General features: G+C 49.6%; 19 protein-coding genes and 1 riboswitch. Of the genes, 5 read left to right on the top strand and 14 right to left on the bottom strand.

The annotated features are described in order from the left end of the window. Positions 1–19: 19 nt before the first annotated feature. From H8L47_RS03675 to H8L47_RS03665, 3 genes are all read left to right on the top strand, one after another. Positions 20–1,543, top strand: a complete 1,524-nt coding sequence (locus H8L47_RS03675; RefSeq protein ID WP_186951843.1) for an amidohydrolase family protein — start codon at positions 20–22, stop codon at positions 1,541–1,543. Positions 1,544–1,703: 160 nt separating this feature from the next. After that, positions 1,704–2,585 (top strand): class I SAM-dependent methyltransferase, encoded by an 882-nt coding sequence (locus tag H8L47_RS03670; protein WP_186951842.1) that lies wholly within the window; start codon positions 1,704–1,706, stop codon positions 2,583–2,585. 152 nt (positions 2,586–2,737) lie between these two features. Continuing rightward, entirely contained in the window at positions 2,738–4,195 is a 1,458-nt protein-coding gene (locus tag H8L47_RS03665) for a Ppx/GppA phosphatase family protein (RefSeq protein WP_186951841.1), read from the top strand. Between the two features lie 63 nt (positions 4,196–4,258). Here the strand turns inward: H8L47_RS03665 and H8L47_RS03660 are convergent, their stop codons facing one another. From H8L47_RS03660 to H8L47_RS03595, 14 genes are all read right to left on the bottom strand, one after another. Then, complete coding sequence (locus tag H8L47_RS03660; RefSeq protein ID WP_186951840.1) at positions 4,259–4,840, bottom strand: hypothetical protein; 582 nt, start codon at positions 4,838–4,840, stop codon at positions 4,259–4,261. Positions 4,841–4,936: 96 nt separating this feature from the next. Further along, on the bottom strand, positions 4,937–7,069 hold the full coding sequence (locus tag H8L47_RS03655; protein WP_186951839.1) for a TonB-dependent siderophore receptor: 2,133 nt from the start codon (positions 7,067–7,069) through the stop codon (positions 4,937–4,939). 57 nt (positions 7,070–7,126) lie between these two features. Then, positions 7,127–7,225: riboswitch (TPP riboswitch) on the bottom strand. A gap of 49 nt (positions 7,226–7,274) precedes the next feature. Next, positions 7,275–8,171 (bottom strand): EamA family transporter RarD, encoded by an 897-nt coding sequence (gene rarD, locus H8L47_RS03650; protein ID WP_186951838.1) that lies wholly within the window; start codon positions 8,169–8,171, stop codon positions 7,275–7,277. Between the two features lie 78 nt (positions 8,172–8,249). Beyond that, positions 8,250–9,149 carry a cobalamin-binding protein gene (locus H8L47_RS03645; RefSeq protein ID WP_186951837.1) on the bottom strand — a complete coding sequence of 300 codons (900 nt, stop codon included), beginning with the start codon at positions 9,147–9,149 and terminating at the stop codon, positions 8,250–8,252. Further along, positions 9,149–9,988 (bottom strand): pantoate--beta-alanine ligase, encoded by an 840-nt coding sequence (gene panC / locus H8L47_RS03640; RefSeq protein ID WP_186951836.1) that lies wholly within the window; start codon positions 9,986–9,988, stop codon positions 9,149–9,151. The genes H8L47_RS03645 and panC overlap by 1 nt, the downstream gene beginning before the upstream one ends. Positions 9,989–10,027: 39 nt before the next feature. Beyond that, the gene (locus H8L47_RS03635; protein WP_305262729.1) at positions 10,028–10,885 is read right to left on the bottom strand and encodes a segregation and condensation protein A; all 858 of its coding nucleotides are present in this window, start codon (positions 10,883–10,885) and stop codon (positions 10,028–10,030) included. Between the two features lie 42 nt (positions 10,886–10,927). Further along, positions 10,928–11,137, bottom strand: coding sequence for a DUF3460 family protein (locus tag H8L47_RS03630; protein WP_110253987.1), 210 nt, complete (start codon positions 11,135–11,137; stop codon positions 10,928–10,930). Positions 11,138–11,242: 105 nt separating this feature from the next. After that, complete coding sequence (locus H8L47_RS03625) at positions 11,243–11,824, bottom strand: LOG family protein (protein WP_186951835.1); 582 nt, start codon at positions 11,822–11,824, stop codon at positions 11,243–11,245. After that, positions 11,821–12,492 carry a TetR/AcrR family transcriptional regulator gene (locus H8L47_RS03620; RefSeq protein WP_186951834.1) on the bottom strand — a complete coding sequence of 224 codons (672 nt, stop codon included), beginning with the start codon at positions 12,490–12,492 and terminating at the stop codon, positions 11,821–11,823. Before H8L47_RS03620 ends, H8L47_RS03625 begins: the two co-directional genes overlap by 4 nt. A gap of 62 nt (positions 12,493–12,554) precedes the next feature. Continuing rightward, a complete protein-coding gene (locus tag H8L47_RS03615; protein ID WP_305262735.1) occupies positions 12,555–13,073 on the bottom strand; it encodes an RDD family protein in 519 nt (172 codons plus the stop codon). Positions 13,074–13,077: 4 nt separating this feature from the next. Then, positions 13,078–13,782: a DUF3106 domain-containing protein gene (locus tag H8L47_RS03610; protein WP_305262737.1), complete on the bottom strand. Its 705-nt coding sequence runs from the start codon at positions 13,780–13,782 to the stop codon at positions 13,078–13,080. A 2-nt stretch (positions 13,783–13,784) separates the two neighbouring features. Next, a complete protein-coding gene (locus tag H8L47_RS03605) occupies positions 13,785–14,201 on the bottom strand; it encodes a DUF3619 family protein (RefSeq protein WP_186951832.1) in 417 nt (138 codons plus the stop codon). Beyond that, a complete protein-coding gene (locus H8L47_RS03600) occupies positions 14,198–14,770 on the bottom strand; it encodes an RNA polymerase sigma factor (RefSeq protein ID WP_186951831.1) in 573 nt (190 codons plus the stop codon). Before H8L47_RS03600 ends, H8L47_RS03605 begins: the two co-directional genes overlap by 4 nt. Positions 14,771–14,814: 44 nt before the next feature. Further along, positions 14,815–15,114 carry a hypothetical protein gene (locus H8L47_RS03595; protein ID WP_186951830.1) on the bottom strand — a complete coding sequence of 100 codons (300 nt, stop codon included), beginning with the start codon at positions 15,112–15,114 and terminating at the stop codon, positions 14,815–14,817. A gap of 207 nt (positions 15,115–15,321) precedes the next feature. On the opposite strand from H8L47_RS03595, the gene H8L47_RS03590 reads away from it, so the two are divergent. Both H8L47_RS03590 and ilvN read left to right on the top strand, forming a co-directional pair. Beyond that, complete coding sequence (locus H8L47_RS03590) at positions 15,322–17,037, top strand: acetolactate synthase 3 catalytic subunit (RefSeq protein WP_186951829.1); 1,716 nt, start codon at positions 15,322–15,324, stop codon at positions 17,035–17,037. Then, a complete protein-coding gene (ilvN, locus tag H8L47_RS03585; RefSeq protein ID WP_110253980.1) occupies positions 17,037–17,528 on the top strand; it encodes an acetolactate synthase small subunit in 492 nt (163 codons plus the stop codon). Before H8L47_RS03590 ends, ilvN begins: the two co-directional genes overlap by 1 nt. Positions 17,529–17,546 lie beyond the last annotated feature (18 nt).

Here is a 17,546-nt window from a genome sequence, read left to right as displayed (position 1 = left end):
AACGGCACTTCGTGAGCTTATGCCATTCTTTCAAGGGAAAAAGTCTTCTATTCTGGCGAGATTTGTAGTGGCGATGACCGCTTTGGTGTCAGTCGCACTTGTGGTAGGTGTGCTGCTGCCGCTGCAAGAGCTCCCTGTGAAAGCGGCAGAGGCAAGTCCTCTGGTGATTGAAGACCTGACTGTGATTGATACTCGCAATGGCATCGAGATACCACATCAGGCTATTGTTGTTATTGGAAATCGCATTTCATTTGTAGGGCGTACTGAAGATGTGCCGGTTTTTAATGAAGTGCGCAGGATTGCCGGGGCTGGCAAATATGTGATTCCTGGACTGTGGGATGCGCATATTCATTCGCTAAGACTATCGCCACAATTGCATTTTCCATTATTATTGGCCAATGGTGTAACTTCTGTCAGGGATATGGGCGATGCCTGCTCATGGAGTGATAATCTGAAATGCTTGCCAGAAATCCGGAAGTGGAAGGACAGGATCGCAGAAGGCTCGCTTTTATCCCCAAGAATTATAGCAACCGCCAGCTATCACGTTGAAAATCTTGGCCAAAATCGTGACGTTGACACGCATGTCCTGGAAAATGAAAGTCGTGCTCTACTTGTGGCGTTAAAAGCACGTGGTGATGATTTCATCAAACTCCAGCTCGACGATCATGTCAATCCTTTGGTTTTCAGTACCCTTGTAACGCAGGCTCATCTTCAGGGTATGCGTATTGCAGGGCACTTGCCATTTTCAGTTGATTTACTTGATCCGCTACTGGCTAGCGTGCAGAGTGTCGAGCATGACTCAGGCTTGTTGCCCCAGTGTTCGGATTTGTTGGCTGCATTTGATGGCCGCAATCGTTCTAAAGCCAGATTGCTTGCCCGGGCAGATGACAAACGTTGTGATGCCGTATTGGCTTCGATGGCGCGGAACCGCACTGGCTATGTTCCTACTCACATTGCCTCAATCGGGCAAGACTGGCATTTGCTATCCAATACATACAAGAGTGATGAACGTATTAAGTATGTGGCACTGCCACAGCGGTTTATGTGGCGCTTCTTTGCCTATCTGGCTGTGGCTGGCACTGCTGCCGAAGACCGGCCAGCCCTTGAGGCATACTACCGTGCATCGCAGAAAATGACCCAGCGTGCTTTGGCTCATGGTGTTGCCGTGATGGCAGGCAGTGACTCCATGGACCCCTACGTTACTCATGGTTTTGGCCTGCATGATGAATTGCTGGAGTTGGTACAGGCCGGTTTGACACCAGCCCAGGCATTGCGTGCCGCAAGCTGGACACCAGCACTGCATTTTGGCCTTGAGCGAGATTATGGCAGCATAGAGGCGGGCAAATTTGCCGATATGCTGATACTTGACAAAAATCCGCTGCAAGATATTCAACATGCCCGCGCCATCAACCTGCTGATATTTGATGGAAAGTTATATACACGCGAGGATCTGGATGCCATGCTCAGTTTTACTGCCAGTCAGGCATCCAGCTTATCCGTTAACAGCAAGTTTTTATGGGGAATGATCAAGCCCTGGCAGTAAGAGCGTGGCATGTTCGCCCTCGTTCATTCTCAAGATTGCAGCAAGCCACATAGTGCTTGTTGCATGTCGAGCGTGTACTATTTGTATGAGTATTGCCATTGTCAGCTTTGCTGTCGGCACTAAATAAACCGAAGCCTGAACCTCAATAGATTTGAATAACATGAAAAAGAAAGCTGGCAGTGCCAATAAGCAGGCTGTGCACGAGGCGCAGGAAAAACACGAGATACGTCCTGGCCAGTCGCTGGAGTTGCTCAAGGAGCTGCACATCCTGACGCGGGATGGCAAGATGAACCAGGATAGCCGACGCAAGCTCAAGCAGGTTTATCATCTCTACCAATTCATAGAACCGCTATTGCAGAAATTGCAGCAAGACCATGCTGATATCAGCCTGGTGGATCATGGTGCGGGCAAGTCTTATCTGGGCTTTATCCTGTATGACCTGTTCTTCAAATCTGAGCAGGCGCAAAGCAAGGCCAGGATTTATGGCATAGAGACGCGGGATGAGCTGGTGCAGCGTTCAGCCGAGCTGGCGCAACGCCTGGATTTTCCTGGCATGTCTTTTTTGAATTTGTCTGTTGCCGATTCTATTACTTCATCGGCACTGCCGGAGAAAATCGATATCGTCACCGCCCTGCATGCCTGTGATACTGCGACTGATGATGCGATACAGTTCGCTCTCAAGAAAAAAGCGCAGTTCATGGTGCTGGTGCCGTGTTGCCAGGCAGAAGTGGCGGCAGAGCTGCGCAAGTCCAAGGGTGACGCAGTAAAGAATAACCCCTTGTCAGAAATGTGGCGTCACCCCATCCATACGCGCGAATTCGGTAGCCAGATCACCAATGTGCTGCGTTGCCTGCAACTGGAAGCACATGGATATCAGGTCAGGGTCACAGAACTGGTAGGATGGGAACATTCGATGAAAAACGAATTGATCGTGGCAGAATACAAAGGCTTGTCAGCCAAGCGACCGGCAGAGCGCCTGGCCGAGGTATTGAAAACGACTGGACTGGAAGCCATGCAGAGAAGATTTTTTGTACAGTTGTGAGCATTTGTGGCGCACTTGCCACCGTAGCTCATCAAGGTCACTGTTAGGTCATAAAAAATGATTAATATCATTTATGCTTATTCTGTAAAGCATCTGGTTTTTCCAGGCGTTTTTTTGATCGCTTCACTCATCATTAGTAAAGGATAAAAAGCATGCTGGCCGCCGTTGATCTGGGTTCCAACAGTTTTCGCATGCACATTGCGCGGCATGAAGGTGACGTCATCAAAGTCATCAAAAGCGCGCGCGACCCCATACGCCTGGCAGCAGGCCTGGACAAGGATGGCAATCTGACACCAGATGCCATGCAAAAAGCGATTAATTGCCTGACACGTTTTCGCGAAATCCTGAATGCCTACCCGGTAGAAAATCTGCGCGTTGTCGCCACTAATACCATACGCATCGCCAAGAATGCCGCGCAATTATTGCCGCTGGCGGAGGCCGCCATAGGCTGCCCTATCGAAGTAATTTCAGGTGAAGAAGAAGGCCGCCTGATTTATATAGGGGTATCGAATGCGGTTGCCGTACCTGGAGAGCGTCGCCTGGTCCTTGATATCGGCGGTGGTTCGACCGAGGTGATACTCGGCCAGGGCCATCAAATCCTGCGGGTGGAATCCTTCAGTATAGGAACGGTCAAGCATAGCACCAGTTTCTTCCCCGATGGGCGTCTGACTGATGCCGCGTTTGAGGCAGCCATCTTGTCTGCGCGTTCGATGTTTGAAGACGCCGCGCCGCCTTATCAGCCGCAACATTGGCGCAAGGCTTATGGTTCATCAGGCACGATGCGGGCGATTTCTGATGCCATCAGCAAAGGTGGCCTGGGTGACGGCACTTTGACCTTGAAGAGCCTGAATGCACTCAAACAATATTGTGTGCAATGCGGACAGCTGGATCAGCTGGAGCTCAGCGGCATCAAACCTGAGCGCGTCGCCATGGTAGTAGGCGGCCTGGCCATACTCATAGGTCTCATGACCGAGTTCAATATCACAGTCTTGCTGCCGATCGAGGCTGGTTTGCGCATGGGCGTGATGTGGGATTTGTACTTGCGTGCAACAAAGCGCGATCGCCGTGAGGTTGCTGTACAGTCTTTCGCCAATCTGTTCCGTACTGATATGTCTCGCGCAAACCGGGTGGCTGATATGGTGAGGTCGCTGTATCTGCAATTAAGACCCGCTGGTGATACTTATGTGCACTTATTGCAATGGAGTGCCATCCTGCATGAAGTGGGAATGGTGATTTCGCATACCGGTTATCACAAGCATGGCGCTTACATGATAGAAAATGCCGACATGGCGGGCTTTACCACACGTGAGCAAAGAGTGATGAGCAAGCTCATCCTCAGTCAGAAAGGTAATCTGCGCAAGGTGGGTGATGGCTTGGCTGACCAGGATTTTGCCAAGGCAGTGCTGGCCCTGCGCCTGGCGGTGATGCTTATGCATTCACGTGCAGAAATTGATTTTGAAGATGTGCGTTTGAAAATGAAGGGTAGGGTTGAGCTGGAAATGAAACGTGACTGGGTCAGTGTTCATCCTACAGTGGCCTACTGGTTGCAAAAAGAAATTGAAGCCTGGCGTGAGATAGGTGTGGATTTTTTGGTTCGGGCAAATGTGTAATTTTGCTGTGTCTTGCTCAGCTATCCTTGCCCTCGCAATTGTGCAAGGCAAGGATTGATACAATCAAATGCAATCAGTGACCATGATGGACCTGAATACGCGGCCCAGGAATTTTCCAGACTTGTTATAGGCTTCGAAAATTACCGTGCCGCCAAATTTGTTGGCTTTACTGCCCGCTCCGCCCACCATATCGTAATAGTGAACCTTGACCACTTCCTTTAAAGGAAATGAAACGAGCGGTCTTTTTCCTGCATATGTATCCTGCTGCAATTTATGGATATGAATGAGGGCTATTTCTGCTTCATTGAGCTTGCCAAAGGCGGCTGAATACGGATCTGTTTCATAGTCCAGTACAGGTGATATCGGGTACTCTTTTATCTTGATATCCTGATTGGCGGGCTTGCCATCAATTTTCCCTGTGAGTTTACCGTCAGCCAGTTTATCTATCTGTATGTCAAACTGGCGTTTGCCATTCCCAAAATCGCGGAAGTTGGCTCGGCATTTCAATACCTCTTCCGCACCTGCAAGACTGGCAAGCAGGCTGGCTGCGATCACAAAAATATACTTGAAGATGTTCCACATGTCACGACCCATAGGTTTGCTTGAATGCGAGCTAAGAATGACATAGTCTGGATACCATGCCACGCGTTGTCTACAAGGTATTTAATACCAGTACCACGGGCAATAAAAAAAGCGATGCCAAATAAATCTGACATCGCTTTTTGAACAGGGCATGTTGTATCAGAAATCGAATTGTGCCGACACTTTGTATGTGCGTGGCGCACCAGGGAATAGATAACCACCCAGTGATTGCGTTACATCACGCCAGTAAAACTTGTCCAGCGCATTATCGATATTGAAGCGCAGGGTGGTAGCTGTATTACCAATTTGCGTGGTATAGCGCGCACCCAGATTCACGAGATGGTAACCTGGCACAGTAACACTATTGTCCGGGCTGAAAGCCTTGCTGCTGGCATATTGCCAGCTTGCATTCACATTCAAGCCCTTGAATTCTGCTACTGCATAATCAGCATAAATAGTGGATTTGAAGCGTGGCACATTCATGACACGCTTGTCGTCGAGACTGCTGACGCCGGTGTTTTGCTGTTTAGCATCCAGCGCAGTCAGGCTGGCACCCAGATTCAACTGTGATGTCAGTTTGCCCTGTGCAGAGAGTTCCAGGCCTGTGTGCAGTGCTTCGCCATTGCTGACATAGGTATTGCTGCTATTGGTATATTCCAGCGGCTTCTTGATGCGGAAGATGGCTGCAGACAGGCTCAGGTCACGCAGTACGTCAGCTTTAACACCAAATTCAATTTGCGTGGATTTGCCTGGGTTAAGCATTTTGTTTTCATTGCTGGTGCCAAAAGGGGCGATGCCACCATGTTCCAGACCTTGCGCAAAACTGCCGTAGACCGACACTTGCAGCATCGGTTTGAATACCAGCGCTGCCGTTGACAGTAGCTTGTTCTGGTCATAGCCTGGATTGTTGAACTGAGTGCGAGAGATGTTCAAGTGACGCAAGCCCAGGTGCAGTTTCAGCTTGTCTTGGAGGCTGATAATGTCCTGTACAAAAGCAGACCATTCCTTATCAGTACGGCGCAAGAAAACCTGGCCGGTTTTATTCGCCGATGGCGTTACGCTGACGGGGCGGAACAAATTGCTGCTGCCTGCATAGTCATAGATGTAGTCACCAAAATAATCCTTGCGCTGCGAATTGCTGAGTCCAAGTGCCAGTTCATGCTGCATGCCACCCGCATTGAATTTACCATTCAAGAGGGCTTGTGTACCCCATAAAGATTTGGATTCATTCACGCTTTGGTAGTCATACACGTCATAGTCGCCATTCGCGCAATAGCCTGGATACAGGTTGGCTGCGCCACAGCCATAAGGGAAGGCAGTGTAGTCGTCACGTTTGAATTCATGCTTGTTGCCAGCGACACTAACACGCCAGTCAGCATTGATCTGGTATTCAAAACGCAGCCCCAGATTGCTGTTGCGGGTATCTACAGGCCTGGCCCAAGGCTGTGCATTCAGCATCAGGTCAGCAGGGACGCCGCGCGGCAAATCAGTGCCATTGAATAATTGAAAGCCGGGTACGGACAATTGAGATTTATGCTGGTAATCAGCATCGATTTGCACCAGGGCTTGCGGAGTGATGTGCCAGTCAAATGCTGCAGAGACGAACTGGCGCTGACCATCCGCACCTTTGACATAAGAGCGCAGACGTTCACCCGCTGCATTGATGCGGAAACCAAACTGCTTGTCGTTGGAATTATCACTGATGTCCGCTGCGCCATACACGGTACCGCGCTCACTGATTTCAAAAGTGGCTGAACGAACCGCATAGCTGGCAGGGCGTTTGGTCACATAATTGATGATACCGCCCGGCGTGCCGAAGCCAGCCTGGAAACCTGCGATACCCTTGAGGATTTCTATACGTTCCTTGTTTTCCAAAGGAATAGAGGCATCACCAGGAATGGCAAAACCATCCTTGCGGTAGCTGCTGGAGTTATCGAGGGCAAAGCCGCGTATCGAGAATTGCTCGGCATAACCGATGGCGTTATAGGCGTCATTGACACTGGCGTCATATTTCATCGCATCAGTGGTCTGGCGTATGCGCAGGTCCTGCATCTGAGCTGTGTTGAAGGCATTGACTGAGTTTGGCGTATCCAGTAGCGCTGCATCAATGAAACCAGTGACCTTACTGCGTTCTACTTTGGCTTCATTGCTTTTGCTGCTTGTGATTGTCACTTCTGGCAGTGATTTATCATTGCCAGCTGTGCTCTGGGCATGGGCAGATGAGAGCAACAGGAAAGCCTGGGCGATGGAGAGTGCGATGACGGTGGGGCGTAATACAGTAAGGTTGGACATTGTTTGCTCTTAATGCGTTGTGGGTGACAGCGCGGGAGCAAACAAAGAAGCAAGAAGAGCCGGGACTTTGCGCTTCCCTTCGCTGGCATTATCCAGATCAGGTAGAAGGGACTCTCTCACCCGGAAAAATTATTTCCAGGACCCCTAGCGTAGGCGGCAGTTTAACACGAATCCATTTACATGGCCTTTTTGGAGCAATTGGCGCTTAACTGCCTTGCTTTGCTCCAATTTTGACAGTGCGGAAATTGCGCCATAAACCTTCCGCCGAATAGACGACCAGCGCTGCCCAGATGGCGATAAAACCGGCCAGCTTGTTGATGTCGAAGGGCTCGTGATATAGCCAGACACCCAGCAATAACTGCACCAGTGGTGAAATGTATTGCAATAATCCCAGGGTCGTCATCGGTATGCGGCGGGCACCAGCAGCAAACAATAACAAGGGGATGGCGGTAATCGGGCCGCTGATGAGCAACAGCATCTTGATGTCTATACTGCTGGAGGCAAAGCTGTTTTGTCCATGAAAAGTCATCCAGCATAGCCAGCCAAAGGCAAACGGAAAGAGCAGGGCGGTTTCCAGTGACAAGCCTTCCAGTGCACCCAGGGCCGAGGTCTTGCGCAGCAAGCCATAAGTGCCAAAGGTCGTAGCCAGCACCAGGCCTATCCATGGCAGATGACCAGTCTGTATTGTCAACCAGGCGACGCCCACTGCAGCTAATGCTACCGACAGCCATTGACCAGGGCGCAGTTTCTCCCGCAACAAGACTGAGCCTATGAGGATATTGACGAGAGGTGTGATGAAATAACCGAGACTGGCATCAACGATGTGGCCATGATTGACTGCCCAGATATACACAAACCAGTTGGCGGATAAAAGTACGGCGCTAAGTGCAAAGCCGCCTATCAGTTTTGGTTGCCTGAATGCGGTACTGACCCAGGCCCATTGCTTGCGCCAGGTCAGTACGCCGACCAGAAAAAGCAGTGACCACAGCATGCGGTTTAGCAGAATTTCCAGTGCCGGTATGTCGTGCAGGGTCTTGAAATAGATGGGGAACAAGCCCCAGAGAAAATACGCGGAGCCTGCAAACAAAATACCTTGGCGCATGAGAAACAATCAGTAAGACTTGCGGCAGCAAGCAAGGCAAACATTATCGCTTGAAAAGTAATTCTTTGCTGCCAGCGCCTATTTGCTTCTTGCTGTGACCAGATGCTTGCAAAGTGCTTCTGTACCATCGAGTATGCGTGGCCCGGCCCGGTTCAGCCAGTCACCCTTGACTGTGTAGAAATTGTTTTTCTTTACTGCAGTCAGGACAGGGTATTGCTTCCAGTCTGCCATGCTGTCGATATTTTCACCGCTGCTGAATATGACATCAGGGTTGGCAGCCAGCACAGCTTCGTTGGTGATAGTTGAACTCAGTTCCTTGAGTTGACCGAATACATTTCTTCCACCACACAGGCGTATGGAGTCGGACACCATATGTGTGTCATTGATGGTCATCAAGGGCCTGCGTATCATTTGATAATACACGCTGACCGGCGCTACCCCAACTGGTAATTGATAAGTCTTGCGCAGACTGTCGAGACGCTGCCTGAACTTTTGTGCATTGGCTTTACCAGCACTTCCAGTGCCAGCCAGCGTCGCAAGTCTTTCTATCGAAGTTGCCACCGTTTCAAAGTTGTGTGGCTCACTTTCAAAGACGGTGATGTGGTTGCTGCGCAATTTGTTGGCCAGGATTTTCGCATTGCCTGTACCCCAGACGATGACCAGATCAGGTTTGAGGGCAAGCAGGCGCTCCAGATCCAGGGCAAAAATATTGCCTATCGATGGCAGTTTTTTCGCGGCTTCGGGATAGTCGCTATAGTCGGTTACTGCAATGATATTATTTGCTGCACCTGCCTCGAATAGCATCTCGGTAATATGTGGAGCGAGGCTAATGATGCGTTGCGCTGGTTTCTCTAGCGTGACCTGGCGTTGCGCATCATCCAGTACAGTGATGGCGGCGTGCGAAGTATTTGAAACTAGGCTTCCTGCCAGGCAGGCTGCAAGCACAGCACTGCCTGTTAATAGCGGAAAAAAGCGCATCAGATTTCCAGATTGTCGATCAGGCGTGTGCCACCCAGTTTGGCGGCAGCCACTATAACAAGCGGTGATTGCTGGGCGATATCGCCCGCGGATGGTGGTTGCAGGTCGGCGCGCTTACGTATCGAGATGTAATCGGGTTTCCAGTTGCGTGTCGCCAATTTTGCCATGGCCTGACGTTCGAGTTCAAACATATCTAGGTGGCCGCCACGTATTTCTTGCGCGACTTCGTTTAAGACCTTGTACAAGGCGGGTGCCTCAGCGCGTTCTTCTGGCGACAAATACATATTGCGTGAAGACAGTGCCAGGCCATCTTCTGCCCTGAAAGTTTCAGCTGCGATGATTTCAGTCGGCAGGGCAAATTGCTTGCTCATATTGCGTACTATCATGAGCTGCTGATAATCTTTTTTACCGAATACGGCAACGCGTGGCTGCACGCAAGAGAACAGTTTCAGTACAACAGTAGTGACGCCAGTAAAGAAACCGGGACGGAATTCACCTTCGAGTATATTGCCCAGGTCATCTGGTGGGCGCACTCGATACTCTTGCGGTTCTGGGTACAGGTCTTTTTCAGTCGGTGCAAACAAGACATACACGCCTTCTTTTTCCAGTTTCTCTACGTCAGCCTGGAAAGTGCGCGGGTATTTGTCGAAGTCTTCATTCGGGCCAAACTGCAGGCGGTTCACGAAAATCGAAGCGACAACAGGGTCTCCATGTTTTTTTGCCAGCCGCATCAGGGATAAATGCCCTTCATGCAAATTGCCCATGGTTGGGACAAATGCAGTACGCAATTGTCCGCTCAACTGGTCGCGCAATTCTTCTATGGAGGAAATGATTTTCATGTTACGGCTCTTTAGTAAGGATTAGTCTTATTCTTATGATCAGGCAGGCGAATAGGCCAGACGCACATAGATGGGAGCAAAGGCTTCGGCCTGGGTGATTTCTATCAGGGTCTCTTTTGCCAGTTCAAGCAAGGCAACAAAATTCACGACCAGCACTGGCGCACCTCGGCTAATGTCAAACAGGTCTGAAAATTCTACAAACTTGGATGACTGCAGCTTGCGCAAAATACCCGTCATGTGTTCACGTACTGAGAGTTCTTCGCGGCTGATTTTGTGATGGGCAACCAGAGTGGCACGTTTCAATACATCTGCCCAGGCAGATTGCAAATCAGCGATATCCACATGCGGCCAGTGCAATACGGTGTTTTGTTCGACAAACACCTGAGCATGCAAAAAGTCACGACCCAGTTGCGGTACCGCATTGAGGTCATAGGCGGCCAGCTTCATTTGCTCGTATTCGAGCAGACGGCGTACTAGTTCTGCACGTGGGTCATCGGCTTCTTCGCTGTCTTTGCTTTTATTCGATGGCAGCAGCATGCGCGACTTGATTTCGATGAGCATGGCGGCCATCAGCAAATACTCAGCGGCCAGTTCCAGATTGTGTTTGCGTATCTGTTCGACATACTGCAAGTACTGCAGCGTAACTTGCGCCATGGGGATGTCGAGGATATTGAAATTTTGCTTGCGTATCAGGTACAACAGCAAGTCCAGCGGGCCTTCAAATGCTTCCAGGAATACTTCCAGCGCGTCTGGCGGAATATAAAGATCATTTGGCAGCTTAAAGAGCGGCTCGCCATAAAGCTTGGCAAATGCTAAGCCATCGACAACATCAGGTGTGCTGTCGACCGCACCAACCAAAGGTAAATCGGTTGGCGTCAAAGCGTTCGTAGTGCTCACAAGCTTTCCGGCTACGTATATGTAGTATCAATGCGGGCCGAATCAGCCCTTGTTTTGATACACGTAGGCTTGCTGGTTGATGCGCGATTCCTGATTACGTTTTTGCGTATCCAAATCTATCGCTTGCTTGTCCCACAGCAGGGCGCGGCCATCGCGTTGGCTTTGTTCCAGTGCAGGGTTGGCTTTTTTTAAGTCTTTGATGAAGTTGGTTGCTTCGGATTCGTACAGCGAGAATTGCTTGGAGAATTTCATAATTTGAAATAAACACAAAAAGTCGGATGAAGTCGCATTTTACTCTGCTTTTGGGCTAGCTATGGTGTTTTGCCCATGGAGTAAGGCTTCAATTGACTCAGAAACTCAAAGGTCTTTGACTTCCAGCCATTTTTTTACGTGCACTGGACGATAGTCGGCAAATTTTTGTAATAGCTTTGCAGGCTCTGTTTCCATATATAGCAGATCCAGATGGGGAGGCCGCAGAAATCCTTGCTCTACTGTATGCAAGAGAAAATCATGCAGTTTTCGATAAAAATCATTAATATTATATAAACCTACTGGTTTTTCATGGAAACCCAGTTGTGACCAGGTCAGCACTTCAAATAACTCTTCCAATGTACCAATGCCGCCGGGCATGGCGATGAAAGCGTCAGACAATTCTGCCATCATGGCCTTGCGCTCATGCATATTGGCAACGACGTGCAAGGAGGTGAGGGCAGTGTGACCAACTTCCTTGTCCATCAATGCTTTGGGGATAACACCCGTGACTTTGCCGCCCAGACGCATGACTTCATCAGCAATCACCCCCATGAGGCCAACATTGCCGCCGCCGTACACCAGTCCCAGGTCTTGCCTGACGAGTTCGGCAGCTAACTGGCGTGCTGCAATGGCGTAGTCTTCGGTAATGCCGGGAGAGGACCCGCAATAAACGCAAATATTCTTCATGTCGGATTGATCTTGCGCAAATAGTCTTGTGACAGCTTTTCAAAGACATTTTTGGTTTCGCCACGCAGATACGGGCTGATCAGGACGATCACCTGATAACAGCCGCGTGCCAGCGACTCTGACATGGTTTGCAACTCGGTATATTTGCGCGGATTGCGCACATATTCATAAGACAGCCAGTAAGTTGCCACCACCACCATATTGGTGGCCAGGGCATCGATATCTATATCACTGGCTTCAAATTCGCCATCGGCACGCAAGCCTGTGCAAAGTCCGGTTGCAACCTTGATCTTGTGCGTCAGTATTTCTTTGAAGTTGAGTTCAAGCTTGCGATTCCTGGAGAGTAAATCATTCAGGTCGCGATAGAAAAAACGGTAACGCCAGACCAGCTCAAAGGTCAGGTGCAGATAAGTCCAGATATCCTGGATATTGGCTTTGCGCCCTTCTGGGAAGGCCAGTTTCTTGTTAATTTCTGCCTCGAATTGAACGAAGATGGAATTAACAATATCGTCTTTATTGCGGAAATGATAATACAGATTGCCTGGGGAAATATTCATTTCCTCCGCAATCACGGTCGTGGTGATATTCGGTTCACCGAACTCATTGAAAAGGCGTAGGGAAAGTTCTAGTATCCGTTCCCTGGTGCGACGAGGAGCTTTGTGTTGCATGTCATTCTTCTCGATAAATTATTTCATAAGAATAACATTGAAAGCGCAACATCAAAAGAGTATCAGGCTTCGGACTGCGCTTTCAGTTCTTTTTCTGAGGGAATATGCACCAGTCTGGTCTTGGCAAGGCGATCATGCAGGAATTGTCCATACTTGTCGAGGCGGGCTGTCAATGCCCACGCCAGCATGCCCAAGGCGATTGCTGCAGCCATTGCCCATTGTTTGAGGCCAAGCTGGTAAACCAGGGCTGCGGCTGGCAAAAACCACATCCATGCCAGACAGTAGCGAACGATGGCCTTGATGACAGGGAGCCTGCCACCATCCAGGTCGACCACCTTGATGCGCCAGGTTTGCATGGCCAGGGTCTGGCCACTTCGGGTCCAGCAAAATACAAAATAGGTACCGATGACCAGAAATAGCCAGAACTGGCGAGCATGACGTAATACCAGAGCATGCTTACTCTGGGTGATGACGTCGAACAAGAAATCGGAAACGAAAACAATGCCAAACAAGAGCATGGCTTCATAGACCATGCAAATCAGTCGGCGACGTAGTGGTGGAGCAGTCAGATCAGGATTCACAGGATTACTTGCTTGTTCCCTGAGGGGCAGGATTACTTGCTGCCGCCTCATTCATGCTCGAGGCGGGGGCTGGGTTGATGGCGGGAGCAACATTGGTCGCCGGCAGTGACGCTGGCGTAACAACTTTGACACCGGGTTGCGTAGCGCTGGCAGGTTTAGGGCCCACTTTGATGGGAGCCAGAATTTTTGGATTTTTGACAGATTCCAATGGTAAATTGGTTACGCTTTTCTTTTTCTGACTTTCATCAGCCAGGCGTTTCTTTTCTTCTTCGCTTAACTGTTGATATTGTTGCCACTGTGCAGACTTATGCTCAGGCTTGAGTTGTGTTGATTTTGCGTAATTCTCACGGGCAGCCATACGTTGCTCTGGTGTTAACTTAACCCAGTCACGCATACGTTCTTGTAGTCTGGCTTGTTCGTCCGGCTTCATCGTCGCGTAACGATCTGCTATCCCCAACCATTTTTTCTTGGCGAGTTCAGACATCTTGTCCCATTCCGGACTCAATGGTGCCAAAGCCTGTTTCTGTGCAGCACTGAGTTCTTTCCACAGCGGTTTGCTCAGGGTACTGCCACCCAGCAGGCCAGTGCTTGCCTTAACTGTACTTTGTGGATTGGACGCAGGAACAGAAACACCGCCAGCAAAAGCCAGCGGTATCGCAAGTGACAAAATGACGAGGCAGACAGAATTCGGTATTAACGCAAACGTCACTACTACTCCTCCGTTTTGTTCAAATATGCACTGAACCCGGTATCGACATAGGCGGCTGGCGGCAATTCATCCACCAGGACGGCAGTATCAATATCTGCCAGTTCGTTGATGTTTTGCTGTTGCTCGTACTCGTATATACCCAGCAGGCCGATTATTAATACCAACAAGGGTAAGACCAGGCCCAGCTTGCCCAGCCAGGAACCAGGCCCCTGGAAAGAAAAGCCAGAATTGCCAGCCAGCACACCCTTTAGTACTTGCACTGCTGCAGGTGATTCTTGCTTCTTGCGCGCCAAAGCCAGCTTGCGCGCTTGCGCCAACCTGTCTAAGGTGGGCGCAGGCAGGTTTTCCGCTGACTCATTCAGCGCTCTTTTTACCTTGTAAGCAAATTCAAGGTCCTTCGCTTCTTTTGAATAGTTCATAGGTGAATTCCTTTAGCCTTGAGCGTGACAGCCAATGCATGTGTTGCTCTGGAGCAGTGTGTTTTGACGCTGCCCTCTGAGCACCCCATTGCAGCGGCGGTTTCCGCTACATCCATGTCTTCCCAATAACGCATGAGGAAGGCTTCCCGTTGACGCGCGGGAAGTTTTTTTATTTCTTCATCAATAATGTTAAGAACTTGCTCACGTTCTATCTTGTCGGCACTGGATTCTGATGCTTCTGTGCCATCTTCCGCTGCATAACTTTCCAATAAATCAAAGCTATCATCATCTTGGCTATTTGATGGCGTAATGTTGGAAAACAAGCTGACCCAGGTGTTTCTGACCTTTTCCCGGCGGAAAAAATCCAGGATGGTGTTTTGCAATATGCGCTGGAACAGCATGGGCAATTCAGCTGCTGGTTTGTCGCCGTATTTTTCGGCGAGCTTGATCATTGCTTCCTGGACAATGTCCAGAGCTGATTCTTCATTTCTTACCGTGTAGACAGCATGTTTGAAAGCGCGTCGTTCCACACCTTCCAAAAAGCTGGATAATTCTTTGTCTGTGGCCATTGTCGGCAGTTACGTTGTTTATAGCAGGTGCTGCTTCCTGATAGTCATTGCGCATTTGCTTTGACGAGTGGCGCTGAACTTTTAAGGAAGCTGGCTATGCAAAATTGCGCACATGCTAGCAAAAATACGTACTTATGTCCTGAATTTTGTGGTTTCTTGTCATTTGACAACATTTTAACGGTAAATAAGTTTCTTTTCTTATAGAATTTTCCTTGACCAAAATGCTGCGACGCAGTACCTTGTGAGTCCGCTCCAAAATCTCGGGGCATAAAATACTTGCCTGGAACAGCCCACAATGCTGCAGCCGGCAAGTTCGCTTTAAGTAGCTGTTTGTTCTGACCCATGCCACAAGCGTGAGAAGTCTGTCGTTGTAAAGCCTTAATACTGATTGAACGAGTGCACTAAGCCTTGCCTGGCACCATATCCAACGGATGTGTAAAGGGCGATGTGACCGCACATAAAGGGATCTCAGCTTTCCGGTATTTACATGTCGATTTCGCCAGGAAAGAACATCCGATCAATCTCCTATGGACCTTGAAAGGACACAATTTATGAGTTCAGAATTTACAGGCGCAGAGATACTTGTCAAGTGTCTTGCCGAAGAGGGTGTTGAGCACGTATTCGGATATCCGGGTGGTGCCGTACTCTATATCTATGATGCGATCTTCAATCAGGATAAGTTTCAACATATCCTGGTGCGTCACGAGCAGGCTGCAGTACATGCTGCTGATGCTTATTCCCGTTCCTCCAATAAAGTCGGCGTGGCCTTGGTCACTTCCGGGCCTGGTGTTACCAATGCGGTAACCGGGCTGGCAACTGCTTATATGGATTCGATTCCCATGGTGATCATTTCAGGGCAGGTGCCTAGTGCCGTTATTGGCCAGGATGCTTTCCAGGAATGCGATACTGTTGGTATCACCCGTCCATGCGTAAAGCATAATTTTTTGGTGAAAGACGTCAGAGACCTGGCCGAGACCGTCAAGAAAGCATTCTACATTGCAACGACAGGTCGTCCGGGCCCTGTGCTGGTGGATATCCCTAAAGATATCAGCATGCACAAAACTACCTATAGCTACCCTAAAGAAGTCGAAATGCGCTCTTATAAGCCAGTCGACAAAGGGCATGCAGGACAAATTCGCAAGGCTGTGCAATTGCTGTTGCAGGCTGAACGTCCCATGATTTACACCGGTGGTGGCGTGATTCTCGCGCATGCAGCACCGGAACTGAACAAGCTTGTTGATCTGCTCGGCTTCCCTTGCACCAATACCCTGATGGGTCTGGGCGCCTACCGTGCCAGCGATGAAAAATTCGTCGGCATGCCAGGTATGCATGGTACTTACGAAGCCAATATGGCCATGCAGCACTGTGACGTGCTGATCGCCATTGGTGCACGTTTTGATGACCGTGTGATCGGCAACCCGAAACATTTTTCTTCGCATCCACGCAAGATCATTCATATTGATATTGATCCTTCGTCGATTTCCAAGCGCGTCAAGGTTGATATTCCTATCGTGGGTAATGTCAAAGACGTGTTGCAGGAAATGCTGTCGCAACTGAGTACGGTTGAGACACGTCCTGATCCCAAGGCACTGGCTGCCTGGTGGAAACAAGTCAATGAATGGCGTGGCCGCGAATGCCTGAAATACCCGACTTCGAATGAAGTCATCAAGCCACAATCCGTAGTTGAAAAAGTTTGGGAAGTCACCAAGGGTGATGCCTTTGTGACCTCTGACGTAGGTCAACACCAGATGTGGGCTGCGCAATACTATCGTTTCGACAAGCCACGTCGCTGGATCAATTCCGGTGGCCTGGGCACCATGGGCGTAGGTTTGCCATATGCCATGGGTGTGCAAATGGCCAACCCTGATGCGACTGTTGCCTGTATCACTGGCGAAGCCTCGATACAGATGTGCATACAGGAGCTGGCAACCTGCAAGCAATATCATCTGACGCCAAAAATCATCTTGTTGAATAACCGCTTCCTCGGCATGGTCAGGCAGTGGCAGCAAATTGATTATGGTTCACGGTATTCCGAGTCTTATATGGACTCTTTGCCTGACTTTACCAAGTTGGTTGAGGCATATGGTCACGTTGGTATGAAGATAGAAAACCCGGCAGACGTAGACGGCGCAGTGCGTGAAGCCTTTGCCATGAAAGACAGGCTGGTGTTCATGAATTTCATTACTGATCAAACCGAGAATGTCTGGCCTATGGTCAAGGCAGGCAAGGGTTTGACTGAAATGTTGCTGGGTTCGGAGGATCTGTAATGAGACATATTATTTCCATCCTTCTTGAGAATGAAGCCGGTGCCTTGTCCCGCGTGGTTGGTCTGTTTTCTGCCCGCGGCTACAACATTGAAACCCTGACGGTTGCACCAACCGAAGACCCGACACTGTCACGCATGACGATCGTGACTTCTGGTTCTGACGACATCATCGAACAGATCACCAAGCATTTGAATCGCCTGATTGAGGTGGTCAAGGTCGTTGATCTGACCGAGGGCGCGCATATAGAGCGCGAACTGATGCTGATCAAGGTGAGAGCGGTCGGCAAGGAGCGCGAAGAAATGAAGCGCACTGCAGATATTTTCCGTGGCCGCATCATCGATGTCACCGAAAAGACCTACACCATAGAATTGACCGGTAATAAAGGTAAATTGGATGCTTTCATTGATTCCATTGACCGCACGGCAATTCTGGAAACGGTACGTACCGGTGGTTCAGGCATAGGACGCGGCGAACGCATCCTCAAGGTTTAAAAAATAGTTTCAGGCATA

It is taken from the genome of Undibacterium umbellatum (assembly GCF_014284125.1).
GTDB classification, from domain to species: domain Bacteria; phylum Pseudomonadota; class Gammaproteobacteria; order Burkholderiales; family Burkholderiaceae_D; genus Undibacterium; species Undibacterium umbellatum.
The sequence above is the reverse complement of the archived record's forward strand: the minus strand, read 5'-3'. Positions and strand labels throughout refer to the sequence as shown.